The sequence below is a fragment of the Reyranella sp. genome, from assembly GCF_004297265.1.
Lineage (GTDB): Bacteria > Pseudomonadota > Alphaproteobacteria > Reyranellales > Reyranellaceae > Reyranella.
This window is the reverse complement of sequence record NZ_SCUT01000009.1, coordinates 62,266-84,663: the sequence shown is the minus strand read 5'-3', so window position 1 is coordinate 84,663 and position 22,398 is coordinate 62,266. Positions and strand designations below refer to the sequence as shown.

General features: G+C 66.7%; 30 protein-coding genes. 9 read left to right on the top strand and 21 right to left on the bottom strand.

What is annotated here, in order from left to right:
- Nucleotides 1-100 precede the first annotated feature (100 nt).
- On the top strand, nucleotides 101-1,066 hold the full coding sequence (locus EPO41_RS03340; RefSeq protein WP_296320366.1) for a hydroxyacid dehydrogenase: 966 nt from the start codon (nucleotides 101-103) through the stop codon (nucleotides 1,064-1,066).
- An 8-nt stretch (nucleotides 1,067-1,074) separates the two neighbouring features.
- Here EPO41_RS03340 and EPO41_RS03335 read toward each other — a convergent pair whose 3' ends face one another.
- The 6 genes from EPO41_RS03335 to EPO41_RS03310 form a co-directional block, all read right to left on the bottom strand.
- On the bottom strand, nucleotides 1,075-2,022 hold the full coding sequence (locus tag EPO41_RS03335) for an IS110 family transposase (protein WP_296320364.1): 948 nt from the start codon (nucleotides 2,020-2,022) through the stop codon (nucleotides 1,075-1,077).
- A 333-nt stretch (nucleotides 2,023-2,355) separates the two neighbouring features.
- Nucleotides 2,356-4,560 (bottom strand): aldehyde oxidoreductase molybdenum-binding subunit PaoC, encoded by a 2,205-nt coding sequence (paoC, locus tag EPO41_RS03330; RefSeq protein WP_296320360.1) that lies wholly within the window; start codon nucleotides 4,558-4,560, stop codon nucleotides 2,356-2,358.
- 3 nt (nucleotides 4,561-4,563) lie between these two features.
- On the bottom strand, nucleotides 4,564-5,526 hold the full coding sequence (locus EPO41_RS03325; RefSeq protein WP_296320357.1) for a xanthine dehydrogenase family protein subunit M: 963 nt from the start codon (nucleotides 5,524-5,526) through the stop codon (nucleotides 4,564-4,566).
- On the bottom strand, nucleotides 5,523-6,161 hold the full coding sequence (paoA, locus tag EPO41_RS03320) for an aldehyde dehydrogenase iron-sulfur subunit PaoA (RefSeq protein ID WP_296320355.1): 639 nt from the start codon (nucleotides 6,159-6,161) through the stop codon (nucleotides 5,523-5,525). The genes EPO41_RS03325 and paoA overlap by 4 nt, the downstream gene beginning before the upstream one ends.
- Before the next feature lie 106 nt (nucleotides 6,162-6,267).
- The gene (locus EPO41_RS03315; protein ID WP_296320352.1) at nucleotides 6,268-6,687 is read right to left on the bottom strand and encodes a hypothetical protein; all 420 of its coding nucleotides are present in this window, start codon (nucleotides 6,685-6,687) and stop codon (nucleotides 6,268-6,270) included.
- 29 nt (nucleotides 6,688-6,716) lie between these two features.
- The gene (locus EPO41_RS03310; protein WP_296320348.1) at nucleotides 6,717-7,265 is read right to left on the bottom strand and encodes a hypothetical protein; all 549 of its coding nucleotides are present in this window, start codon (nucleotides 7,263-7,265) and stop codon (nucleotides 6,717-6,719) included.
- A 327-nt stretch (nucleotides 7,266-7,592) separates the two neighbouring features.
- Between EPO41_RS03310 and EPO41_RS03305 the strand changes: the two genes are divergently transcribed.
- Nucleotides 7,593-8,045 (top strand): hypothetical protein, encoded by a 453-nt coding sequence (locus EPO41_RS03305; RefSeq protein WP_296320345.1) that lies wholly within the window; start codon nucleotides 7,593-7,595, stop codon nucleotides 8,043-8,045.
- A 53-nt stretch (nucleotides 8,046-8,098) separates the two neighbouring features.
- Here EPO41_RS03305 and EPO41_RS03300 read toward each other — a convergent pair whose 3' ends face one another.
- Complete coding sequence (locus tag EPO41_RS03300) at nucleotides 8,099-8,329, bottom strand: hypothetical protein (RefSeq protein ID WP_296320343.1); 231 nt, start codon at nucleotides 8,327-8,329, stop codon at nucleotides 8,099-8,101.
- Nucleotides 8,330-8,482: 153 nt separating this feature from the next.
- On the opposite strand from EPO41_RS03300, the gene EPO41_RS03295 reads away from it, so the two are divergent.
- The gene (locus tag EPO41_RS03295) at nucleotides 8,483-8,788 is read left to right on the top strand and encodes a c-type cytochrome (RefSeq protein WP_296320341.1); all 306 of its coding nucleotides are present in this window, start codon (nucleotides 8,483-8,485) and stop codon (nucleotides 8,786-8,788) included.
- Between the two features lie 65 nt (nucleotides 8,789-8,853).
- Here EPO41_RS03295 and EPO41_RS03290 read toward each other — a convergent pair whose 3' ends face one another.
- The 6 genes from EPO41_RS03290 to EPO41_RS03265 all read right to left on the bottom strand — a co-directional run bounded on the left by EPO41_RS03290 (nucleotide 8,854) and on the right by EPO41_RS03265 (nucleotide 12,267).
- Nucleotides 8,854-9,417 carry a hypothetical protein gene (locus tag EPO41_RS03290; RefSeq protein WP_296320338.1) on the bottom strand — a complete coding sequence of 188 codons (564 nt, stop codon included), beginning with the start codon at nucleotides 9,415-9,417 and terminating at the stop codon, nucleotides 8,854-8,856.
- A complete protein-coding gene (locus tag EPO41_RS03285) occupies nucleotides 9,414-9,968 on the bottom strand; it encodes a hypothetical protein (RefSeq protein ID WP_296320335.1) in 555 nt (184 codons plus the stop codon). Before EPO41_RS03285 ends, EPO41_RS03290 begins: the two co-directional genes overlap by 4 nt.
- A gap of 94 nt (nucleotides 9,969-10,062) precedes the next feature.
- On the bottom strand, nucleotides 10,063-10,947 hold the full coding sequence (locus EPO41_RS03280) for an SAM-dependent methyltransferase (RefSeq protein WP_296320332.1): 885 nt from the start codon (nucleotides 10,945-10,947) through the stop codon (nucleotides 10,063-10,065).
- Nucleotides 10,948-10,999: 52 nt separating this feature from the next.
- Nucleotides 11,000-11,404, bottom strand: coding sequence for a hypothetical protein (locus tag EPO41_RS03275; protein ID WP_296320329.1), 405 nt, complete (start codon nucleotides 11,402-11,404; stop codon nucleotides 11,000-11,002).
- Between the two features lie 9 nt (nucleotides 11,405-11,413).
- Nucleotides 11,414-12,025 (bottom strand): hypothetical protein, encoded by a 612-nt coding sequence (locus tag EPO41_RS03270; protein WP_296320327.1) that lies wholly within the window; start codon nucleotides 12,023-12,025, stop codon nucleotides 11,414-11,416.
- 8 nt (nucleotides 12,026-12,033) lie between these two features.
- The gene (locus EPO41_RS03265) at nucleotides 12,034-12,267 is read right to left on the bottom strand and encodes a hypothetical protein (protein ID WP_296320324.1); all 234 of its coding nucleotides are present in this window, start codon (nucleotides 12,265-12,267) and stop codon (nucleotides 12,034-12,036) included.
- Between the two features lie 199 nt (nucleotides 12,268-12,466).
- Here EPO41_RS03265 and EPO41_RS03260 point away from each other — a divergent pair, with 199 nt between their 5' ends.
- Nucleotides 12,467-13,873, top strand: coding sequence for a YcjX family protein (locus tag EPO41_RS03260; RefSeq protein WP_296320320.1), 1,407 nt, complete (start codon nucleotides 12,467-12,469; stop codon nucleotides 13,871-13,873).
- Nucleotides 13,874-13,881: 8 nt separating this feature from the next.
- Complete coding sequence (locus tag EPO41_RS03255; protein ID WP_296320317.1) at nucleotides 13,882-14,811, top strand: YcjF family protein; 930 nt, start codon at nucleotides 13,882-13,884, stop codon at nucleotides 14,809-14,811.
- Nucleotides 14,812-14,969: 158 nt separating this feature from the next.
- Here the strand turns inward: EPO41_RS03255 and EPO41_RS03250 are convergent, their stop codons facing one another.
- Nucleotides 14,970-15,473 carry an SRPBCC family protein gene (locus tag EPO41_RS03250; protein ID WP_296320315.1) on the bottom strand — a complete coding sequence of 168 codons (504 nt, stop codon included), beginning with the start codon at nucleotides 15,471-15,473 and terminating at the stop codon, nucleotides 14,970-14,972.
- A gap of 3 nt (nucleotides 15,474-15,476) precedes the next feature.
- On the bottom strand, nucleotides 15,477-15,812 hold the full coding sequence (locus EPO41_RS03245) for a metalloregulator ArsR/SmtB family transcription factor (RefSeq protein WP_296320312.1): 336 nt from the start codon (nucleotides 15,810-15,812) through the stop codon (nucleotides 15,477-15,479).
- A 348-nt stretch (nucleotides 15,813-16,160) separates the two neighbouring features.
- On the opposite strand from EPO41_RS03245, the gene EPO41_RS03240 reads away from it, so the two are divergent.
- On the top strand, nucleotides 16,161-16,319 hold the full coding sequence (locus tag EPO41_RS03240; protein ID WP_296320309.1) for a hypothetical protein: 159 nt from the start codon (nucleotides 16,161-16,163) through the stop codon (nucleotides 16,317-16,319).
- Between the two features lie 289 nt (nucleotides 16,320-16,608).
- On the opposite strand, the gene EPO41_RS03235 is transcribed toward EPO41_RS03240, so the two are convergent.
- The 3 genes from EPO41_RS03235 to EPO41_RS03225 form a co-directional block, all read right to left on the bottom strand.
- Nucleotides 16,609-17,427, bottom strand: coding sequence for a hypothetical protein (locus EPO41_RS03235; protein WP_296320306.1), 819 nt, complete (start codon nucleotides 17,425-17,427; stop codon nucleotides 16,609-16,611).
- Between the two features lie 76 nt (nucleotides 17,428-17,503).
- Complete coding sequence (locus EPO41_RS03230) at nucleotides 17,504-17,986, bottom strand: hypothetical protein (protein WP_296320304.1); 483 nt, start codon at nucleotides 17,984-17,986, stop codon at nucleotides 17,504-17,506.
- A gap of 292 nt (nucleotides 17,987-18,278) precedes the next feature.
- Nucleotides 18,279-19,034: a hypothetical protein gene (locus EPO41_RS03225; protein ID WP_296320302.1), complete on the bottom strand. Its 756-nt coding sequence runs from the start codon at nucleotides 19,032-19,034 to the stop codon at nucleotides 18,279-18,281.
- 94 nt (nucleotides 19,035-19,128) lie between these two features.
- On the opposite strand from EPO41_RS03225, the gene EPO41_RS03220 reads away from it, so the two are divergent.
- Nucleotides 19,129-19,350, top strand: a complete 222-nt coding sequence (locus EPO41_RS03220) for a hypothetical protein (protein ID WP_296320299.1) — start codon at nucleotides 19,129-19,131, stop codon at nucleotides 19,348-19,350.
- A gap of 41 nt (nucleotides 19,351-19,391) precedes the next feature.
- Here the strand turns inward: EPO41_RS03220 and EPO41_RS03215 are convergent, their stop codons facing one another.
- A complete protein-coding gene (locus tag EPO41_RS03215; RefSeq protein WP_296320296.1) occupies nucleotides 19,392-19,973 on the bottom strand; it encodes a thermonuclease family protein in 582 nt (193 codons plus the stop codon).
- Between the two features lie 102 nt (nucleotides 19,974-20,075).
- Between EPO41_RS03215 and EPO41_RS03210 the strand changes: the two genes are divergently transcribed.
- On the top strand, nucleotides 20,076-20,321 hold the full coding sequence (locus tag EPO41_RS03210; RefSeq protein ID WP_296320293.1) for a hypothetical protein: 246 nt from the start codon (nucleotides 20,076-20,078) through the stop codon (nucleotides 20,319-20,321).
- The gene (locus EPO41_RS03205) at nucleotides 20,321-20,740 is read left to right on the top strand and encodes a hypothetical protein (protein WP_296320290.1); all 420 of its coding nucleotides are present in this window, start codon (nucleotides 20,321-20,323) and stop codon (nucleotides 20,738-20,740) included. The genes EPO41_RS03210 and EPO41_RS03205 overlap by 1 nt, the downstream gene beginning before the upstream one ends.
- 52 nt (nucleotides 20,741-20,792) lie before the next feature.
- On the opposite strand, the gene EPO41_RS03200 is transcribed toward EPO41_RS03205, so the two are convergent.
- Both EPO41_RS03200 and EPO41_RS03195 read right to left on the bottom strand, forming a co-directional pair.
- A complete protein-coding gene (locus tag EPO41_RS03200; RefSeq protein WP_296320287.1) occupies nucleotides 20,793-21,494 on the bottom strand; it encodes an SOS response-associated peptidase family protein in 702 nt (233 codons plus the stop codon).
- Between the two features lie 68 nt (nucleotides 21,495-21,562).
- Nucleotides 21,563-22,009, bottom strand: coding sequence for a helix-turn-helix domain-containing protein (locus tag EPO41_RS03195; RefSeq protein ID WP_296320284.1), 447 nt, complete (start codon nucleotides 22,007-22,009; stop codon nucleotides 21,563-21,565).
- Nucleotides 22,010-22,398 lie beyond the last annotated feature (389 nt).

Below are 22,398 nucleotides of genomic sequence, written 5' to 3'. Positions count from 1 at the left end.
TACTTGATAGTTGTGTCCAGAAGTGCCCCCACGTCTCGCCCCCATCCCCCAATCCCGCTAAACACAACCCCCTGTCATCGCATCAGGAGAGGGTGCCTCTATGAGGAACGGGCCGCGGATCATCATCAATTCTGACGTGCTGGCGCCGGCGGCGCTGGCGTTGCTTGAGGCGCGCGGGGCGCAGATCCGGACCTTGCCGACGCACGCGTCCGAGGCCGAGATGATCGCGGCGGTGGCGGAGGCGCCGACGCATGCGATCCTGGTGCGGACCACCAAGATCACGCCGGCCGTCTATGACGCCGCGCCGGACCTTCGCGTCGTGTCCAAGCACGGGGTCGGTTACGACAATATCGATGTCGCGGCGGCCAGTGAGCGCGGCATCGCGGTGCTGCGCACCCACGGCGCCAATGCGCGCTCGGTGGCCGAGCTGGCGCTGGGCATGATGATCTCCGTGCTGCGCTACATGGTGCCGTTCGACACGGCGCTGAAGCAGGGCACCTGGTCGCAATCGGCCTTCATGGGCCGCGAACTGTCGGGCTCGAAGCTGGGCATCGTCGGCTGCGGCGCCGTCGGCTCCTCGCTGGTCGCGCTCTGCCAGCCGTTCGATCTTGAGATCCGGATCTACGATCCGTACATCGCGCCGGACGCAATCCCCGAGGGTGTCGGCCGCGTTTCCGTCCTCGACGATCTGCTGGAGTGGGCGGACATCGTCACCTTGCATTGTCCGCTGACCGAGGAGACCGACCGCATGATCGACGCGGCGGCGCTCGCCCGCATGCGCAAGGGCACGTTCCTGGTGAATGCCGGCCGCGGCCCGCTGGTCGACGACGTGGCCCTCGTGGCGGCGCTGGAGAGCGGCCATCTCGCCGGTGCGGCGCTCGACACGTTCGTGGTCGAGCCGCCCGATCCGAACCATCCGTTGTGGAAGCAGAAGAACGTGGTCTTCACGCCGCATATCGGCGGCTCGACCCGCCAGTCGCTGGAGCGTGTCGCCGTGCAGGCGGTCGAGAACATCTTCTACGTGCTCGACGACGTGCCGCCGCCGTCGAAGTGCGTGGTGGGGTGAGAGCGGCCTCATCCTGAGCGACCGTCGTGGCGGTCAAGCGTTTGCCCATGGTTTCTGTCCCTGAGGATGGCGTTGAGGATGGTGACGAGCTTGCGCATGCAGGCGACGATGGCGACCTTGGCTGGCTTTCCGGCAGCGCGCAGGCGGTGATAGGTGAGGGCCAGCGGCAGCTTGCGGCGGATGGATACGAGGATGCTCATGTAGAGGGCGGCCCGCACGACAGGCCGTCCGCCTGCGATGGTACGGCGGCCCCGCAAGGTGCCGCTGTCGCGATTGAACGGGGCGACGCCGGTCAGGGACGCGATCTCACGGCGGCCAAGGCGGCCCAGTTCAGGCAGCTCGGCGATCAGGGTGCGAGCAATCCTGGGGCCAATGCCGGGAACGCTGACGAGAAGATCCTCGGCCTCGCGCCAGGCCGGGGTTCCCCGGACGGCACTGTCGATGTCGTCGTCGATCTGTTGGAGCTGGGTCTTCAAGGTGGCCAGCACGCGATCGACGGTCTTCAGGGTGCGCCGCACGGTGAGCATGCGTCGGCGGTTGCTCTCGGCGCCAATCATCTCGATGAGCTGACGGCGGCGCGCCATCAGTTCGCCCAACAACCTGGACTGCTCGTCGGCGAGCGGCCGCGCCGGTGGGTTCACCGCCTCGGCGAAGTGGGCGATGACAGCAGCATCCAGGGCATCGGTCTTGGCCAGGCGCGCGGTGGCCCGAGCGAAGTCCCTGATCTGCCGGGGATTGACGACCGCCACAGGCAGGCCCGCCGCGCCCAGACCTGCCGCCACGATCGTCTCGAAGCCACCGGTTGCTTCGAGCACGATCAGAGCGGGCACCATTTTACTCAACCGCCCAACCAGATCCTCGATGCCTTCTCCGTCACGGGCAACGGTGAAGGCCTCACCGGCGGGGCGCACATGAACATCCAGGCGATCTTTCGCCACATCGATGCCAACGAACATGGATCTTGGCTCCCATCCTTGCGCATGCGGGCTCGCGGTTCGGCCCAGGCGACCGTTCGGGATCACAAAATCAACGGTGGAGGCGCCGAGCTCAGGAACGGGCTTGCTGGCCCCAGGAGCCTCCGGGCTCTCCACCGAGACCGCACCCGCAACTCTACGCCGGCGCGGCCGTCCCTTGATACAAGGAGCGCCGCGAAGCGGCGCGTCTCGAAGGATGGGCAACAGGCAAGGTGCGCGTTCCCACCCTTCGAGACGCATCGCTGCGCGATGCTCCTCAGGGTGAGGTTGTTGGGGCTATTTCATTTCTGGCCAGCCTCTCAGGGTGAGGGCGGGTCACCCCACGTCCGGCATCTTCTCCAAGAGCTTGTCGAGCGTGATCGGATAGTCGCGGACCCGGACGCCGGTGGCGTTGTAGATCGCGTTGGCGACGGCGGCGGCGACGCCGCAGATGCCCAGTTCGCCGACGCCCTTGGCCTTCATCGGCGACGACATCGGATCGGTCTCGTCGAGGAAGATCACCTCCTGGTGCGGGATGTCGGCATGGACCGGCACCTCGTAGGAAGCGAGGTCGTGGTTGACGAAGAAGCCGTGGCGCTTGTCGACCACCAGATCCTCCATCAGCGCCGCGCCCGCGCCCATGGTCATGGCCCCGATCACCTGGCTGCGCGCCGATTTCGGGTTGAGGATGCGGCCCGAGGCGCAGACGGCCAGCATGCGCCGGATCCGCACCTCGGCCGTGGCGGCATCGACCGCGACCTCGACGAAATGACCGCCGAAGGTCGAGAGCTGATGCTTCTTGTCGAGCCCGCCGAACTCGATCGCATCCTCGGCCGCCAGTTCGCCGCTCCTGGCCGCCTCGGCGAGTGCGATGGAACGATCGCCCGAGCGGACCTGGCCGTCCGCGAACTGCGCATCGGCGGCGTTGAGGCCGAGTTTTGCCGTCACAGCCTCGCGCAGCTTCACGCAGGCGGCGTAGACGCCCGCGGTCGAGGAATTGCCGCCGAACTGCCCGCCCGAGCCCGACGACACCGGGAAGGCCGAATCGCCCAGCCGCACCACCACCTTGTCGAGCGGCACGCCCATCATCTCGGCGGCGGTCTGGGCGATGATCGTGTAGCTGCCGGTGCCGATGTCGGTCATGTCGGTCTCGACGGTGACGGTGCCCTTGCCGTCTAGCCGCACCCGCGCGCCCGACTTGATCACCGGCGATCCGCGATAGGCGGCCGCCATGCCGAGGCCCACGAGCCAACGCCCGTCGCGAACCTGCCGGGGCTCGGCCTTGCGCCGGGCCCAGCCGAAGCGCTCGGCGCCGGTGCGCAGGCATTCGGTGAGCTGGCGCTGCGAGAACTTGCGCTCCGGCTGTTCGGGATCGACCTGCGTGTCGTTGCGGATGCGGAACTCGACCGGATCGAGGCCCAGCTTCTCGGCCATCTCGTCCATCGCGATCTCGAGCGCCATCATGCCGGCCGCCTCGCCGGGCGCGCGCATCGAATTGCCTTCCGGCAGGTCGAGCTCGGCCAGCCGCTGCCGCGTCAGCCGGTTGGCGCCGGCATAGAGCAGCCGCGTCTGCATGATCGCGGTCTCCGGCTTGCCGCCGGGCAGGTCGCCCGACCAGCTGTCATGGCCGATCGCCGTCAGCCTGCCGTCCTTGTCGGCGCCCAGACGGATGCGCTGGATCGTGGCCGGCCGGTGCGTGGTGTTGTTGATCATCAGCGGCCGCTGCAGCGCCACCTTGACCGGCCGCTTCGCCGCGCGCGCGCCCAGCGCCGCCAGCAGCGCGTCGGCGCGCACCCACAGCTTGCCGCCGAAGCCGCCGCCGATATAGGGCGACATCAGGTGGACCTTCTCCTTCGCGATGCCCAGCGTCTTCGCCACGTCGCCGACGCTCCAGGCGATCATCTGGTTCGAGGTCCAGAGCGAAAGCCGGTCGCCGTTCCAGGCGGCGATGCTGGCGTGCGGCTCCATCATCGCATGCGACTGGTCGGGCGTGGTGTAGGTCGCGTCGAGCTGTACGGGTGCGGCGGCGAAGGCTGCGTCGAAATCGCCGACACGGCTGTCGGCCGGCTCCTCGTCCTTGCCGGCGGGCTTGGCGGAATCGCGGGACGCCGCGAGGTCGTAGGCGCCCCTGGCCGGCGCATAGTCGACCTTGATCAGCTCGGCCGCGTGGCGGGCCTGCTCGAAGGTCTCGGCGACCACCAGCGCGACGGCCTGGTGATAGTGCTCGATCTCGGGCCCGCCCAGCAGCTTGGCGGTGTTGTACTCGCCCTTGCCGAGCTTGCCGGCATTCTCCGCCGTGACGACGGCCAGCACGCCGGGCGCGGCCCAGGCGGCCGTGAGATCCATCGAGGCGATGCGGCCCTTGGCGATCGCGGCGCCCAGCACATGCCCGTAGGCCGCGTCGGGCGCCACGTCGTGGCGTTCATAGGCATAGGGCGCGGTGCCGGTGGTCTTCAACGGTCCGTCGATACGGTCGGTCGGAAGGCCGACGATCTTCAGCCGGTCGATGGGATTGGTGGTGGCGGGCGTGTCGAATTTCATGGCTCAGCCCTTCGCTTCGGCCAGCACGGCGGCGAGCGCGCGCTCGGCCAGCGGCAGTTTGAACTTGTTCTCCTCGGTGGGCCTCGCGCCGGCCAGCAGCTTGGCCATCACAGGCTTGGCGCCGCGCGACATCTCCGCCTCGGCGTCCTCGCGACGCCACGGCTTGGGTGCGACGCCGCCCAGCGCCACGCGGCCGCTGCCGTCCGGCTGGACGATCGCGGCGACCGAAACCAGGGCGAAGGCATAGGAGGCACGGTCGCGCACCTTGCGATAGTGATGCGTGCCGCCCGCCGGCTTCGGCAAGGTCACCGCGGTGATCAGCTCGCCGGGCTCCAGCACCGTCTCGATCTCGGGCGTGTCGCCGGGCAGGCGGTGGAAATCGGCGATCGGAATCTTGCGGGTAGCGCCCTCAGGTTTCACGGTGGGCTTCACGGTTTCCACCGTGGCGTCGAGGACGCGCATCGCCACCGCCATGTCGGAGGGATGCGTGGCGATGCAGGCCTCGCTGCCGCCCACCACCGCGAGCTGGCGGCTATAGCCGCCCAGCGCCGAGCAGCCGCTGCCGGGGCGGCGTTTGTTGCAGGCCATGTTGGTGTCGTAGAAGTAGGGGCAGCGCGTGCGCTGCAGGAGATTGCCGGCCGTGGTCGCACGGTTGCGCAACTGCCCCGAGGCGCCCGCCAGCAGGGCACGCGAGAGCACCGCATGGTCACGCCGCACGCGGGCATCGGCCGCCAGATCGGTGTTGCGCACCAGGGCGCCGATGCGCAGGCCGCCGTCCTGCGTTTCCTCGATCCTGTCGAGGCCGAGGCCGTTGACGTCGATCAGATGGTCCGGCGTCTCGATCTGCAGCTTCATCAGGTCGAGCAGGTTGGTGCCGCCGGCGATGAAGCGCGCGCCGGGCTGGCGGGCCGCGGCCGTCGCGGCCTCGGCGGGGGAGGCGGCGCGCTCGTAGGTGAAGGGCTTCATGCCTTCCTCCCGGCGACTTCGCCGATCGCCTCGACGATGTTGGAATAGGCGCCGCAGCGGCAGATGTTGCCGCTCATGCGCTCGCGCAGTTCGGCATCGTCCAGCGCGGGCTTGGCGTTGAGGTCGGCGGTGACGTGGCTCGGGATGCCCGCCTCGATCTCCGCCAGCACCGCGACCGCCGAGCAGATCTGGCCGGGCGTGCAGTAGCCGCACTGATAGCCGTCATGCTTCACGAAGGCCGCCTGCATCGGGTGCAGCTTGTCCGGCGTGCCCAGCCCCTCGATGGTGGTGATCTCACTGCCCGGATGCATCACGGCGAGGGTGAGGCAGGAATTGATGCGGCGGCCGTCGAGGATCACCGTGCAGGCGCCGCACTGGCCGTGATCGCAACCCTTCTTGGTGCCGCCGAGATGCAGCCCCTCGCGCAGCGCGTCGAGCAGCGTCGTGCGCGGATCGAGGTCGAGGTCGCGCGGCTTGCCGTTCACGGTGAAGGAAACTTTCATCGCTGGCGGGGCGGCGCGAGCCGGTGTCGTCTGCGCGCCGGCCCGCTGGGCCACGGCGCCGACCGCGGCGGTGGCGACGGTGGCCGCCATCAGGGCGCGTCTCTTCACTTCGATTTCGCGGGGACTTGCCATGGCTGGCTCCTGCTGGGGTGGTGCCGGGGCGGGCTTGGTGGCGATAAACGCCGCGTCCGCCATCCTCGTTGCGCCCGATCCCGCGCCGCCGGCCAAGCCGAGGAACTCACCTCCGAACGGGTACTCCATCATGCAGGAATGCGCTTGAACGCGGTGCGCCCTCCCTCGATCGCTTCAGCCAACTGCGGGCGGCATGGAGACTGGTAAAGAGCTCGATGGGCCGGTCGCGTTGAGTCACCTCGGCGAATGCCTCGGCAAACCCCTTTCGCGGCGGATTGACCACGAAGGCGACAGGGCCCCTCGAGGGGCTGCCCGCACCGCCGCGAAGCATGTCGGCGATACGCTGGACCTGATCGCGCGTCAGATCGGAAGCCGAGCCGGCGACATCGATGATCTTGGCGAAGCCGGGAACGTTGGCCTCTATCAGCGTCCTGATATTTGCGGCGATTTCCTCGGCCGTCACATGACCCCGCGCAACGATCACAACCAGGCGCTCGATGCGTAGAATGTCCATGTAAATCGGCATCGTCACTCCCTGGCGCGCTCGGAGCGTGGTTACATCGCGCCGAGATCCGCGATGGCGCTGACGATGAGCTGGGTGCCGATCGCCATCATCAGGATATCGTTCGCGACGCGGACATACTGGTAACCCGCCGGTGCGGGCGTGAGCTGCCCGAGCAGCGGGCCCGGAAGCGGGTAGAAGACCACGCCAGCCGGGAGAGGCTGGCCAATGGTCCAAAGCTTCTTGGCCTGTCCGGGCGGCATGCATCCGTTGTTCTTCTTCGCGAGACCCGGCGGGCAGTTCCCTGCGGCGTAGAGCGGGCGATAGTAGCCCTGGATGGCGCTCCGGTCGTGCTCGGTCACGACCATGTTGACCGGCGATGCCGCGCCCTGGCCCACGCCGTTGCCCGGGTTGCCAGGAGCTCGCGCCACGCCAGGAGCATTGCCGACTCCGTTCTTCCCGTTCCCGCGATCAGCCTTGTCCGCCTTCTCGACGCCGCGGCCCTGGCCCTGGCCAGGGTTGTCCTTGTCCTTCTGGGCCAGCACAGGCGGTGCCAACGAGGCGGCCACGATCAATGCGATCGCCAAGGGTAACTTCTTCATCTGCGGGCCTCCGATCCGATCACCAACATAAGTGTGAGAAACACCTGTCGAAGTGATCATTCTGTGTTCGGCGGCAAATAACGCCGTTGGCCCTGAAACGTTGCCCAAGAGCGAAACTCAGCCTGCCGTTCGCGATCAGTCCGCGCTGCCGCTGAAAATTGCGGCAGGAGAGAAAATAACAAAAGGGGAGGGATGATCGACACTAATTCGCGATTCCGAAGCCCGTGAAGAAATTTGATGACTCTGACGCTTCTCTGACTGCAGGATGTTCACGGGGAGAGGGACGAGCGGACGCGTCGGGTAGTTGGGTCAAGGGGAGTAAGAGTCATGGGTACGCTGGGTTGGAAGATCTACCGGCCGGCAGGGCTGGTCGTGGTCCGCGGCGTGGGGGTGTTCGATCTTTCTTTCGCCACGGCATTTCGAGAGACCATGCGGGCAGAGGGTGCCGTCGGGTATTGCAAGCTGTTCGACTTGAGCCGGGCCGACATTCAGCTCAGCAGCGATGATCTGAACATCATGGCCGCCAGCACCCGCCTGACCGGCCCGACCATCGCGGGACCCATCGCGATTCTGGTCGGAAGGACGCCGCCGCCCCTGTTGGTGGACATGGCGGTTCTCCTGAAGCACCGGATAGGGGACCGCCGCCGGTTGCGCCTCTTCACCGACGAGACGGACGCGCGGGAGTGGCTTGCTTCCGAGGGGCCGGCCCCTGGCCTTGCCGGCGAGCCTTTTCCGCTCCTCTCGAGAGCTGCGGAGAACGACAGCCGCCCCGGATACTGAGTCGGGCGGATGATCTGCTGGGGCCGGCGGCCAAGCGGGCTCTGACCGCGGCGCTATCTCTTACGGTAGAGACCTGCACCCAGCAGTATGACGCCGGCCACCAGGACGCCGCCGATCACCAGCGGTGGAACGACATGCGTGGTGGTTTGCGTGGTTTCGAGCTTCAGCTCGCCGAGCCTCGCCAACTCCGTGGTCTCCTTGGTCGTGAACATCGGGAAGGCGAAGCCGATCAGGCCGAGAACGACCAGGACGGTCCCGATGACGACCAGAGTGGAACTGTTCATGGAACTCTCCCTGTCACAGATGATTCCTTTCGCCGCCACCCAGCGGGCGTCTTGACCCGGATCAAGGAAACGTCCGGTGGCGGACATATAAGATGAAGACTGCGATAATGTTTCCAAGCGTACAATCGCTACGGCCGAGCTGGTGGACAAGCCATGAAAAGAGCCCTTGTGCTGGCGTCGCTGCTGATATCGCTCCCGGCGGCCGCCCAGACCGTCCAGACCGGTGGCGCGCTCGCCGTGCGGTGGTGCACGGCCTGTCACGTCGTGGAAGCCAGTCAGCGCCTGGCTTCCGACAGTGCGCCGAGCTTTCGCGCCATTGCCGCGCGGGTGGACACGACGGCGGCGACTCTCGACCGTTACCTCTCCACCGGGCACACGCTGATGCCGGATTTCTCGCTGAGCGCCCAGGAACGGGATGCGCTGGTCACCTATATCCTGAGCCTTCGCCAGAAACCGTGACGCACGGCGACGCGGTGAGCGCGCCGCGGTACGGGAGACGAGGGGCGGCGCGTATCGAGTGATTCTCAACGCCCGAACGTGATGCCCGTGGCCTGCAGCTTGTCGAGCAGTTCGTCGCTGACTTCCCGGGCGCTGTCCGCCGAGCGGGCGAGGAAATTCCTGGCCACGATGTGGACGCTGCGGATCTCCTTCGCGCCCGTCGCCGGATAGAGCACGGCCACGACGGAGAAGATCGTCGATTGGCCGAAGCTGGTGGACGAGCTGGAGATATCCTTCACGTCGATCTCGAGCCGGTGCGTGGGACGGAATCGCGTGATGAAGGGCGCCTGTGAATCGCTGCGCTCGAGTTCGAGGGGCCGGGAGATCACCATCTCGACCTGTACGCCCTTCGCCACCAGCCGGGCGCTGAGCGCGGAAGCGAGATTGCCAGAGTCGAGGTATTTGCTGGAGGGCGGGAGCCAGACCAGCAGGCGCGTCACACGATCCGTCTCCGGAGCATCCGTGGGCCTGGTGGCGATGACGGTGGGACCCGGCTTGCAGCCCGTGAGGAGCGCAGGCGCGATCAGCAGGACGGGCGCGACCGTCCGCATCAGCGAGCGTCGCGCGAGGGTCGGTGCGCCCGGGCTCATATCAGCCTGTCCTGGCGCAGCCTTCCCACGAGATTGTCCGCGAAATTGTCGGCGGCTTTCTTCGAGGCCGCGCGCAGCAGCCGCGTGCCGGCGGTCTGCGACGCCTCGAAGGTGATGGTCGACAGCCAGATCCGCTTCTGCGTTGCCGCGTCGCGGACCTCGCACTTGAGCGTGAAGGCGTTCGGGCTGCCCATGTCCTTCGAGTAGGACGAGACGTGGATGTTCAGGAACTGGGTGGGCCGGAAGCTGGCGGTCGCCGCCGGCACGGCACTCTCTTCGGTCACGAACTCCGTGGTGACACCCGTGGGAGCGAACGCGGCGCGCAGGCTGTCGACCACTTCGCCCATCTTGAGGTAGGTCGCCTCATTGGTCATGACCAGGCCCGGCGAATGCCGGTAGCCCAGGTCCACCGTGACCAGCACCCGGTCGAGCTTGCGGCCATAGGCAGCGTCGACGTTCGATACCGTCTTCACGTCGGCCGTGCACGCAGCCGCTGCCATGCCCAGGACGCCGGCAGCACCCAGCGCCATGAGACCTCGTCTCGCGATCATTCCATTGCCTCCCCCGCTGAGGGGGCGGACGCTATACAACTTCGGCGCGAGACGCCAGCGCGAGTCAGTGTAGTCCAGCGCGCGGCCTCCGCTCTCAGGCAGCGGCATCCATCACATCCAGCAGGCCCGGCCGCACACCCAGCTGCTCGACGAACTGGTCGAGCTTGCGGCGGGCGAGCGGATTGCCCTGCTGGTGTCGGGTCGCGAGGATCAGCTCGTTCTTCAATGTGTGTTCGAGGCCGGTGAACTCGGTCACGCGCACCTTGTAGCCCCTGGCTTCGAGCACCAGGCCGCGCAGCACGTTGGTGGCGTGCGCGCCGAACTCGCGGCGGTGCAGCGGGTGGCGCCACAGCTGGTCGATCGGCGCGGGCTTCGCATGCTCGAGCAGCGACGCGACCTCGGCCTGGCAGCACGGGATCAGCGCGATGACCTTCGCCTCGTGGCGCAGCGCGAAGCGGATCGCGTCGTCGGTGGCGGTGTCGCAGGCATGCAGCGCCGTCACCATGTCGGCGCGACCACCCGGCAGCACCGTGTCGGCGATGCCGCCGGCCACGAACGACATGCGGTCGAAGCCGCACTCCTTCGCCAACTGCTGCGAGCGCTCGACCAGTTCGGCGCGCACGTCGACGCCGACGATCGAGCCGCGCCCGGCCGGACCAACGATCAGGTCGTAGAGGATGAAGCCGAGATAGGATTTGCCGGTGCCGAGATCGGCGATCACCGGATCATTTCCCTCGGCGAGCAGCGCGTCGAGCGACGGCCGCAGCAGCTGCACGAGGTGCAGCACCTGCTTCAGCTTGCGCCGCGTGTCGAGGTTCAGCCCGCCGTCGCGCGTCAGCACGTGCAACGCCTTGAGCAGCGTGACGGAACTCTCGCGCGCCGGGCCCGGCCACATCTCCGCCAGCACCTTGCGCGCCGCGACCATGTCGGGCCGTTCGCGGGAGGAGGGCGGGAGCTTGCGGGAGTGTTGACGGCTCATGGGGGAGCTTGTGGGCGAGACCGCAGGCCGCCGCAAGCTCCCCGCACGGTTTCTAGTGCCGCGCCGGCAGCGGCAGGATTACGGGGGCGGGAGGTGGCGGGATGAGGGGCAGGCCGAGCGTGTGGTTGAGCTCGGCCACGTCGTCGATCCAGAACCGGCTGCGACCGGAAGGGAGGGGCTCGGTGGTCATCATCTGCGTGACCATGACGAAGTCCGGCCGATGTGGGCCCGCGACATAGGCGAGGTGGAAGCGGCGGCCGTCGGTGAGGCTGGCGACGCAGTCCAGCGACGCGACGTCGGCCGCACGCTGCATGCGATAGGCCTCGACCTGCTCCAGGTCATCGAAGGTGAATCCGTAAGGCTGGCGGGCCGCGAGTTCGAAAGCGCGCCGGATCAGGCCGGCTTCCCGTTCGAGCGAATCTTTTGCATTGGGCAGGAAATCGAAGGCGGTGGACATGGCACTCCCTTACAGCTGGTGCAGGCCGCGGCAGCAACGCCAGAACCACGACCGGTGTTCCCGTTCCGCCCATTCGATCATCACCCCGGCGTAATGGCAGGGATCGGCGATGGTGGGATGGGCTTTCTCGATCAGCCGCGCGGCGGCGAGATGCGCGGGCCAGGACCAGGCGCCGACATGGCGTTCGGCGCGATAGTGCGCGACCACTTGGCGGGTCATGCCGGTGAGGCGGCCCCAGGCGAGGATCTCCTCGCGCTCCGCTGCCCGGCGTTCCCATTCCAGCGCCACCTCCTCGCGGGTGGCGCCGTGGGTGCTGTTGGCCTTGAGGCGATGCAGCCGCTTGTCGAAGGCATATTCGGCGAAGGCGGCGGCGTGCTCGGCCTGCGTGAAGCGGAAGGTGCCGATGCCGTTGAAGCAACCGCTGCGATACTCGCCAAGCCCGCCCAGCATCGCATTCACCTCGGCCTGCTCGTAGACCATCCAGTGGCCGCGCCGGATGATCTGCGTGGCATGGGGGAAGGCCTGCTCGATCTCGGCCGAGGTGTCGAAGCGCGGCGGGCTGCGATAGGGGATGCGCGCCGGACCGGGCGGGCGAGGCGTTCCGGCATCGATGTCGGTCATGGCGTGTCTCACCGCGCCCGCACGAAGGCGCGCAACTCGGCCTGCGACAGGAACCGGGTGATACCGAAGACGCGCGAGCCGCAGCGGCTGCAGACGAGACCCGCCTCCTCGAGCGTGCGCCGGTCGCCCGAGCGCGCCTTCAGCGTTGCCGCGGTGACGACGACGCGCCGGATGCACCGCTCGCATTCGATGCCGATGGGATGCGGGGCCGTGGCGACGTCGTGAAGCGTTAAACCGAACATCCAGCACCTCCTCTGCTGGATGGACTCGTATGCGAACAAAATAGGAACAACAAGCCACTTAATACAGGGGCTCGAATCCGCGAAAACCCGCTAGATATGGGCTGAAAGCAGTGCTGGCGGCATCAGAAAGGGCGCCTTGCCATCTTTCGGACGTGGTGACACCCCACATGCGAACGGCATGTTTCGAGGCGACGATCCGGTGACCCCTTTTTCCCGACTGAAAGACGCGGCCGGCTCCACGCTGGAGGGTATCGCGGCGGCGTTCGATGCCTCGCCGCTCTCGCAACGGCGGCATCGCATTGCCGTGACCGGGCTGCAGCGCTCGGGCAAGACCGTGTTCATCACCGCCTTCGCCCACGCATTGCGCACGGCGGTGCAGGCGCCAATGGCATCCTTCCCGTTCTTCCCCTGGCGCGAGCATGTGCGCGCCGTGGAGCTGCTGGCGATTCCCGGCGTGCCGCGCTTTCCCTTCGAGGAGCGGCTGGACCAGCTGCTCGCCGAGCCGCCGGCCTGGCCCGCGCCGACCACCGGCCTGAGCGGCCTGCGGGTGCGCATCCGGCATGGCGATGTCGGGCTGCTGCGCTCCGTCCTCTCGTCCGAGGCCACGACCGATCTCGATCTCATCGACTATCCCGGCGAATGGCTCTTGGACCTGCCGATGCTGACCCAATCGTTCCGCGACTGGTCGCTGCAGATGGAGGAACTGGCCAACAGCGCCGGCCGGCACGATCTCGCCGCGCCCTGGCTCGACGCCGTACGCACGCTCGATCCCGCCGCGCCGGAGAATCCGGAGGAGCTGGCACGCATCGGTCTTCTCTATCGCGACTATCTCCTGCGCTGCCGCGAGGAGCGCAGCCTGTGCTTCGTGCAGCCCGGACGATTTGCGCTTGGCGACGAAGCGGTCGATCCCGCCGCGCTGTTCTTCCCGCTCTCGTCGGTGCGCTCGGGCGTGCGTGCGCCCCGCAGCGGCACGATGGGCGCCGCGCTGCTGCAGCGCCACGCCGCCTACCTCAGGCAGGTGCGGCAGTTCTACGGCGAGGTCTTCGGCCGCATGGGCAAGCAGGTGCTGCTGGTCGATCTCCTGTCCGCGCTGCAGCAGGGCCGCGACGCCTTCGCCGATCTCGGCCTCGCGATCCGCAGCATCAGCGACGCCTTCGACGATCTGCGCCATCCGCTGCTGCGCCTGCTGCCGCTCGCGCGCGTCGACCGGCTGGCGCTGGCCGCGACCAAGGCCGACCATGTCACCGCCGACCAGCACGCCAACCTGGTCAACCTGCTGCGCGACCTGATCGGCGAGCCGTTCCTGCAGGCGACGGCGCGGCAGTCGGGCCTGCTGGCCGTTTCGTCGGTGCGCGCGACGACAGATCTCAAGCTCAAGGTGAACGGGCTCGCGACGCCCTTCCTGCGCGGCATTCCGGCCGGCCGAGCTGAGGTGCTGGACATCCAGCCCGGCGTGATCCCCGGCACCATTCCCGCCGCCGACCAGTGGGCGGAGCACGACTTCAACATCCGCCGCTTCGAGCCGCCGCGGCTGGGCGCCGTCTTCCGCGACCGGCCGCTGCCGCACGTCAATCTCGACAAGGTCCTCCAGTTCCTCCTCGCGTGAGCACCCGCATGAGCATCACCACACCCACCGAAACCGTGGCAGAAAAGCCCCGCCGCCTCGTCGACATGGAGTTCCGGCCGGGCGACCTGCCGCCCGCCGACGCGCCCGCGCTCGACGAGTCGCTGCCCGTAACGACGCGCCCGCCCGCGATCCGCTGGCCGGCGAGGCTGGCGCTGGGCTCGGCCGGCCTGCTGCTGGTGTTCTATGTCGTCGACGGTGCGGTCTCGCTGCTGCAGAGCGCGATCGAACTCGGCAGCCTGCTCGACCTCGCGCAGTTCGGACTGCTGGTGGCGCTGCTGGTCTCGACCCTGTGGCTGGTGGCTGGCCAGGCCCGCGCCTATGCGCGGCTGAAGTCAGCCGAACGTGCGCGCGAACTGGCCGAGCATCTGGCGCGGCTGGGCGGCGTCGGCAGCGGCGGCCGTCTGGTCGGCGTGCTCGACGCGCTCTATGCCGGCAACCCCGAGGTGCGCGGCAAGCTCGGCGCCGTCTCGGCCGCGCTGCAGCCGCAGCACACCGACGCCGACGTGATCGATCTCCTGAATCGCGAGATCTTCGTGCCGATGGATCGCGCGGCCGACGAGCGCATCCAGCGCGCCGCGCTGCGCGCCAGCCTCGGCGTCGCGGCCTGTCCGCACCCCGCGCTCGACGCGCTGGTCGTGCTGGGCATCGGCGTCGCGCTGGTCAAGGACCTGATGCAGATCTACGGCCTGCGCCACAGCGCCCGCGCCGTGTGGCGCATTCTCTCGCACGTCTTCTTCTCGGCCTCCTCGACCGCCGTCATGAGCAGCGTCGTGGAGTTTGCGATGAAGGCCACCCACGACCGCATCGCCGCCGCCGTCGTCGGCACCGCCGGCGAGGCTTTGGTCGTGGCGCGCCGCATCTTCGCGCTCGGCATGCTGGCGAAGGAGGAGATCAGGCCGCTGCCGGCGCCGAGGTGAGGGTGGCTTTGAGTCTTTCCGACTGAATCAGAATCTTCTTCCTCCCCATTCAAATGGGGAGGTGGCCCGTAGGGCCGGAGGGGTCATGACCCCATCGCCCTCGTAAGACGAGGGCACTTCCCCTTTGCGGACTCCGCAAAGGGGAAGCAAATGACCGCTCAGACGCCGCGGACCTTCGCCACGTGGCGGGCCAGTTTCGCCAGCGTCTGGCCGCCATACTCGACGGCGCCGAAGCCGATCGCGCCCTCGCGCTGCGCCTTCGTGGGATGCATCTGGCGCAGGGTGAGGACGGTCTTGCCGTCGCTCTGCTCGTCGAAGGTGACGAGCATGCGGAAGCGGCCGGGATCCTCGTCGCGGTCCGAGCCGTGCTCGACCTCGATCAGCGACGGCGCCTCGAGCCGCAGGAAGCGCATGCGGTTGTCGTAGCGCGTGCCGTCGGGCGCCACCATGTCGAAGCGCCACAGCCCGCCAAGCCGCAGGTCGATCTCGCGGCTCTCGATCTCGAAGCCCTCGGGCCCGAACCAGACCTGGATCTGCTCTGGATCGGTCCAGGCGGCATAGACGAGGGCGCGCGGCGCATCGATCACGCGGGTCAGCACGATCTCGCGATCGAGGGGCCAGTCCTGCCACGCGGACGGTGGCGGTGTGAACGTCTCGCTCATTTCCTAATGCTTCCTCTTCATGCGTTGAACGTGGGTCTCCAGCCGGTCGAGGCGCTGCTCCCAGGCGGCGACGTGCCGGTGGATCCAGGCCTCGGTCTCCCGCAGCGCGCGCCGCTCGATCCGGCAGGTCCGCACCCTCCCGGTCTTCTCGGAGCTGATGAGCCCGCTCTCCTCGAGAACCCGCACATGCTTCAGGAGCGACGGCAGGGCGATCTCGAACGGCTGGGACAGTTCGCTCACCGACTTCGGCCCCTCGCACAAACGAGTGACGATCGCCCGCCGGATCGGATCGGAGAGGGCCGCGAAGGTTCGGTCGAGGTCGGTCGAATGGTTAGCCATGACGGAAACTATTGTCGCACGCGACGGCGCGGTCAAGAAAAAGTTTCACGAATGGCTAAGTGTTTTGGACGTACATAAAAGCACCCCGTCGTCTCGACCGTAGCGCCGAAGGCGCGGAGTGGAGAGACCTCCTTTCCAGTTAATGCCGTCAAATCGGGGAAAAGAGATCCACTCCGCTTCGGTCGTGACGACGGCAAAGTGGACTACATGTGATCGCCTTGCAGGCGGCTTGGGGTTGTTTGCACTTTCTGCAAAGAAGTCGATCTGTCCAGTACGATCCGCGCCACGGCACGCGCCGTCTGGCGCATCCTCTCGCACGTCCTGTTCTCGGCCTCCTCGACCGCCGTCATGAGCTTGGCCGTCGAGTTCGCGATGAACGCCGCCCAGGACCGCATCGCCGCCGCCATCGTCGGCACCGCCGGCGAAGCCCTCGTCGTCGCCCAGCGAATCTTCGCGCTCGGCATGCTGGCCAAAGAGGAGATCAGGCCACTGCTCGCGCCGAGGTGAGGGGCTTAGTAGGCGCCCACCAATGATCGATCCTCAAGGTTGCGATCAGCGCAATCCGCATTGGAGTTGTGATGCGCTCTTTTTGAGTTCACCCGCTCAGATTGTCGTCGACTGGATATCCCTTTCCCGGAGTCATCCCTGTGCCGTAGCCAACTTGACTTTATGCGACAGGCTTGGGCTTCTGACGCTGCCTATCCAGAAAATTTATATAGAGGTTTAGGAGGCATGTTGAGCACTCTTCAAAAAGCATCGTAGCGCTTCTTTGAAATCTACGCATTTGATGATGAATTCACCCGGATTTTTTCTTTGTACGAGATGGCTTGTCTCCAAGAAAGATAGTGCCTTTCAGATTCACGTCGCCAACGGGCTGAGGGCCGTACTTCGTAAACATCTCAGCCATCTGCTCTATCGCTGAATCGTTGATAACATGCCAACTCTTGGGGCCAAGAACTGTAATAAGCGTTTCCGACCCAACACTTCCAACTGATTCGGCGAGCGTCTTTGCCTCGTAAGCCAAATATAAAGCTTCGTGAAGCGACTGATACTTGATGCATTGCCTTCTGAGTAGGGAGGATTGCGCGATGTAGCCTCCCTCTCCCCCAACTGCAAAATCACCAGTAGGTCTGAGCATTCCGTAGCCGTCAGTCGTAAAGACAACTGCGTGCTTGTGTTCCACATAGCCAGCAATGACCAGAGAAGCTTTGAGTTCAAGTTCTAATATTGCCTGCATTGTTCCGTAAAATTGATCAGGAGGAAACCTTCCTTTTCCTTCTTTGATAAAGTTGTCATAAGAAATGGCAAACCGGCTTTGTATATAGTCCTCGCATAAGGCCGCTTTTCTTTGTCGCAAAGGCACTTTCAAAAAATCAAAAATGGTATCTCGGGTAGGTTCTGTCGTCGCTTGTCTGAACTGAGTTCTGTAAAGATGTACTAGCGCTATGATATCGGGTTCATCTCCTGATCCGAGACACCACCAGCCATTCGAAATGTCATACTGTTTAAAGGCCGTTTCAGCGCTTCCTAGCGCTGTGCTCGCCTTTCGATCCGTGCAAAGAACAATTTTTTCTACGTCTTTGTCCTGACAGCGAACTGCAATGCAGACAGTCACGTTTGGTCTCCCTCAAAAATTGGCAACGTCTGACGCGCAATCCATGTACGCGTTCATCTTTCCCGCTATTCCAATCCTAGAGTGTATTTTTCAAATTTTGAATCGCCCTATCCGAGCACTTTCGACTGGCCCTAGCCGCACGATAGCGCTCGACCTGCCTCAAGAAGCCGCTCCACAACTCGCGGCGTTTGGTGAACCAGGCCGTGCGCTCGCGCTCACGCCAGGAGCGGAACGGAACGCCGCTCCACGGCGTGCGCTTCTGGCTCTCATGCGTCTGGAGATGGGAGAGCCAGAGGAGGGCGGTGGCGGCGTGGGCCTCGTGGGGGAACTGGCCGAGTTGTTCGCAGTCGGGCTCGAGCCAACGGTCGAAGCCGAGGCCGAGGGCGCGCTCCACCCGCTGGAAGTCGCGGCTGCGGTGGGCGACCTCGGCGCTGCAGAGCGCGACGGCGCGGGCGCGGAAGTTTTCGGTCTCGATGGTGGGTGCGGGGAGGGAGCGGCGGTGGCGGCGGATCAGGTCGGCGACGGTCTCTTTTGGGCGGAGAGAGAGACTGTCGGGCATTGCCCGAGTATCGGATCAGGTTCCGAAAAAATCAATGGAAATCCGGAAATAAATCCGGAAATAGTTTGTCATCCTGAGCGGAGCGCCACGGGCGCGCAGTCGAAGGATCCTTCTGCTTCGATCGATCATACGCCGCATGAAGGATCCTTCGACTGCGCCGCCCTGCGGGCGGCTTCGCTCAGGATGACAAAAGAGAGGTGTGGTCGTTCTGCCTTCGACGCTCCCGGACATTGCCGCAGGCAATGTCCTGACGCTCCTCGGCGATAGGCAGGCCGAGCTTCGCTCGGCCTGCCTATCGCCCACCCTTCATCAGCTCATCCCACTCCAGCACGCGGTAGACGCGGAACACCGTCCTGCGGTCGACGTCGAATTCCTTCGGGGGGCGGTACTGCGCGAGCTTCAGCGTCTTCACCGAGATGCCGACCAGCAGCTTGACCACGGTCTGGCGCACGCTGGAGCCGGCGATCGGCCTGAACTCGACCACGACATGGTCGTTGACGCTGGGGGCGCGGTCGCGCTCGACGTAGATCAGGCTGTTGGGCTTGCGCCACGGCCACATCGAATCGCCCACCACGTTCAGCGCGAACACGTCGCCACGGCCGAGGATGCCCGGCGGGCGGGCGACATGGTCGATCACCGTGCCGTTCATCTCGAACTCGCCGTTGCCGTCGCCGCCCATCGCCGTGCCATAGAGCGGGACGTCGTTGGCCATGTGGCCGAGCATCGGCCGGCCCGGCGCGTCGAAGGCCGGCGTGACGTTGCCGGCGAGATCCGTGACGAAGGAGGAGGCGGCACCATCGGCCGCCGCGGGCAGTTCCCCCTGCAGCTCGGCGACGCCCACGGCGCGGCCGGTCTTCTTCGCGGCGCCGGCCGCCAAGCGCGCATAGGTCTTGTCGGTCAGAGTCTTGGCGCCGGTCGGGTCGTCCAGGAACTTGCGCAGCGTTCCATCGCCCAGTCCGGAGAGGTTTTCCCACTGGGCGACGTTGAGGCCGGCCCCGGCCATGAAGGCGCGCAGGGCCTGGCGGCGCTGGTTGGCGTCGAAGGCCATGCCTTCAGTCTGGCATGTTCCGGAATGGATTCCGAGAGGGGAATTTTCCGGAATCCGTCTTGAAGTAGGAAAATAATCCGGATATCTTTCCGGGATGGCCGCCTCACCCAGACTTTCCCCTCCCGTCCTCCACCCCTGGCTGATCGAGGATGCCGCCGAGTGTCTCGGCTTCGAACGGACGGGCGGCTATTCGGCCCGCGCCGCCCGCCTCGCGACGCGCGACATGCTGGCCGATCGCGCCCGCCAACTGGGTTACTCCGAACGCGAGATCGAACGGGTGATCGATGCGGCGCTGGCGGCGGCGGCGCTGCAATGAGCCGCTTCCGCCTTCGCGACGGTGAGGAGAGGGGCCGGGGGCTACTTCTCGCCCAGCCAGTGCGGCCAGCTGCCCTTGCGTGCCTTGCGGGCCTCGAACTCGGCGTCGGCGTAGCGTTGGGCGGCGCGCGGTTCCCAGGCCAGCGGCTCGTCGAGCTCGTGGCCGTAGACGACGCCGGACGCGAGCAGCGCGCCGCCGAGGTCGATCGGCTGCGCCTCGTCGAGCGCGCATTGCGCCACGAGGCGGCATTCCGAATCGTAGCGCGCGATGCGGCACTTCACCTTGTGGTCGGCGCGCGCCAGCAGATCCTCGAGCGCGGCCCGCGCGCGCATGCCGGGCACCGTCTCCACTCGCTGGGCATCGCGCAGCGCCGGCGCCTGCACGCCCCAGATGCGGATCGGCGTCTTGAGGCCGCTGCCGCCCATCGTCTCGCCGTCGAGGGCGAAGGCCTGGCCGGACCAGTTCTGCGGCAGCGCGCCCTGGGTGGCGGTGCAGCCCGGCGGCTTTGCCGGAGCAGCGGCCGGAGCCGCGGGCGCGGCGGCCGGCGGTTTGGCGGCGTTCTGCGCCTGGGCGACAGGCGCCAGCAGCGTGAGAGAGAGGGCGGCGAGGGCAAGTCTCTTCATGCGCCGACCGTGACTTCCGTTTGAGGCGAGGTAAAGGCCGATGGCACGTAACAGAACCTTCAAGCTTGGGCTCCTCTCTTTCAGTCGCGAAGGAGCGATGCGATGAGCCGCGGTCGCCCCTGGACCGCCGACGATGCGGCGCAGCTCCGCCGGCTGGTCGCCGCCGGCGAAACCGATGCGCGCATCGGCGAGACGATGGCTCGCCATCCCGACCTGATCCGCAAGCGCCGCCGCGCCGAGAACCTGACGCCCGGGCAGTCGCGCGCCGCGACGGTCATGCTGATGCGCATGAACCGGCGACGGCTGGGCAAGAAAGTAGCCGGCAAGTACGAGAAGGAGGGTCCGTGATGGCGGCCGAGCGTCCCACGCTCTTCAGCGAAACTCTGGCCGCCGAGATCTGCCGCCGCCTCGCCGACGGCGAGCTGCTGTGCGACATCTGTCGTCCGACCCGCATGCCCAGCCGCGACACGGTGCGCCGCTGGCAGAACGAGAACGGCCCGTTCCGCGGCCAGTACGCCGTCGCCCGCGACCAGCAGGCCGATGCGCTCGCCGAGGAAGCGGTCCACATCGCCCGAAACGCCGAAGCCGGCACCGTGAGCATGTGCAAGCTCCAGATCGAGACGATCAAATGGCTCACCGCGAAGATCGCGCCGAAGCGCTACGGCGAGAAGGCGGTGCCCGAAGCGGCGCCCGCGGAAGCGTCGATCGGCGACGCGATCGAGAAGGGCCGGGAGCGGGTGGCGCGGTTGCGAATGGGGGGAGGGTAGAATTCCTGTGCCGGTCGGATCGCTGGCAGGACGGCACGGCACGCGCGCGCGGCTATGGGCGTGGCGCGGCGGGCTTTGGCTTTTTCGGCTCGGGCGCCGCCGTCCAGTTCACGCCTTCCATCGTCCGAAGCAGGGCCTTGGCTTCGGCCGGCGAGGCGCCGTCCTCACCCAGCCAGGTCGCCCAGACGTCGTCCTCCAGGATCGCCGGCATTCGCGGGTCCTCCTCCAGGGACTTGATGGTCCGGCGGATCAGCTCGTTGGCCGGCACGGTGACCATGACGCAGGCCCGCATCGGCATCGGCAGGTCCGGGATCTCGAATTCGCGCCACAGGAAAGCGAAGCCGCGCGGGCGGCCGTCCCGGGGATCGACCGTCCATTGCTTCGTCTGGGGCTTGCGGCCCTCCTTCAGGATCTCCTCGCCTTCGTTGAAGGTCCGGAACAGGACGATGCCGCGCTGCCCGGTCTCGAAGGCCGTCCTGAAGGTGCGAAGCTCGTCGATCGTCTCCGAACGCGCATGGATCGGCTGCGGCCGGCGCCAGTCCTTCGGCGCAGGGAAGCCCCAGCGCATCGGCACGACGCGGCGCCTGCCCGCCTCGCGATCCCGGATGATGACCGGCAAGGGCCCGCCGACTCGGTAGGTGACGATCTCGTCTCCACCGCCCTCGGCATCACCGCCGCCACTTTCACCGGTCAGTGGCTGCGAGAAGGCGACGACTTCGCGCCACGCGGCCTGCGCCGTGAACTTCCCACACATGGAAGGACGCTAGCGCGTCGACGCTCTCCTCGCCAGGGAGTCACGACCGCGCTGCGTTCCCTTCAGTCCTAGACCTCCTGCTTCAGCCGGGCGAGCCGGGTCAGCGCGTCGTTGCGCGTCCGGTCGCGGCGTTGCCTGTAGGCGAACACGTCTTGTGCCCGGATGCGCCGATGGGTGCCGACCTTGTGGTACGGGATCTCCTTGTTCTCGATCAGCTTCACGAGGAAGGGCCGGGAGACCTGGAGCATGTCGGCCGCCTGCTGGGTGGAAAGATCCCCGCCGAACGGCACGAGCGCGACCGCTTCGCCCTTGCCGACGGCCAGCAGGAGGTCGAGCACCAGGTGGCTGATCGCCGGTGGAAGCTCCACGGTGGCGTCCTTGGCGCCCTTCCTGACGCGGAGCGACAGGCCGCCCCGCCTGTCCCTGTGGCGCGCCAGGAGCGTGCTCGCCGTCCTGGCCTTCTCGGCTTCGTCAGGTGTCGGGAGGCGCTCGGAAAGAGATCCGTCGACGGGCATCGTCATCTCCATGCGGTTGCCGGCTGCGTCAGAAGGCGCCCGACAATAAACGAAATATCCAAAATAGTCGAATTAAGTGGGATACCCGAATCAAACGAAAGGAAAAAGGGGTGCCCGCCGTCGCCACGATCGCGTCGGCCGGCGATGCGATCGAGAGGGGGCGAGGCCGCTGAGCGAAGAGTCATAACTTGAAGGTGTAAAAAGCACCCGGTATGGTTTCCGCAGTTCGAGTGTGCCTTTTCGGGCTTGAGTGCGGAGCATCCATGGAACGGCGAGGGCAGTCCGAAGGAGCAGACGGATTGGCGCGGAACGCCGCCCCTCTGCGCCGTTCCGGAGCGATCGCACTCGTCCTCATGGTCGACCAACCCTATTTCCGGGTCGCGCGCGGA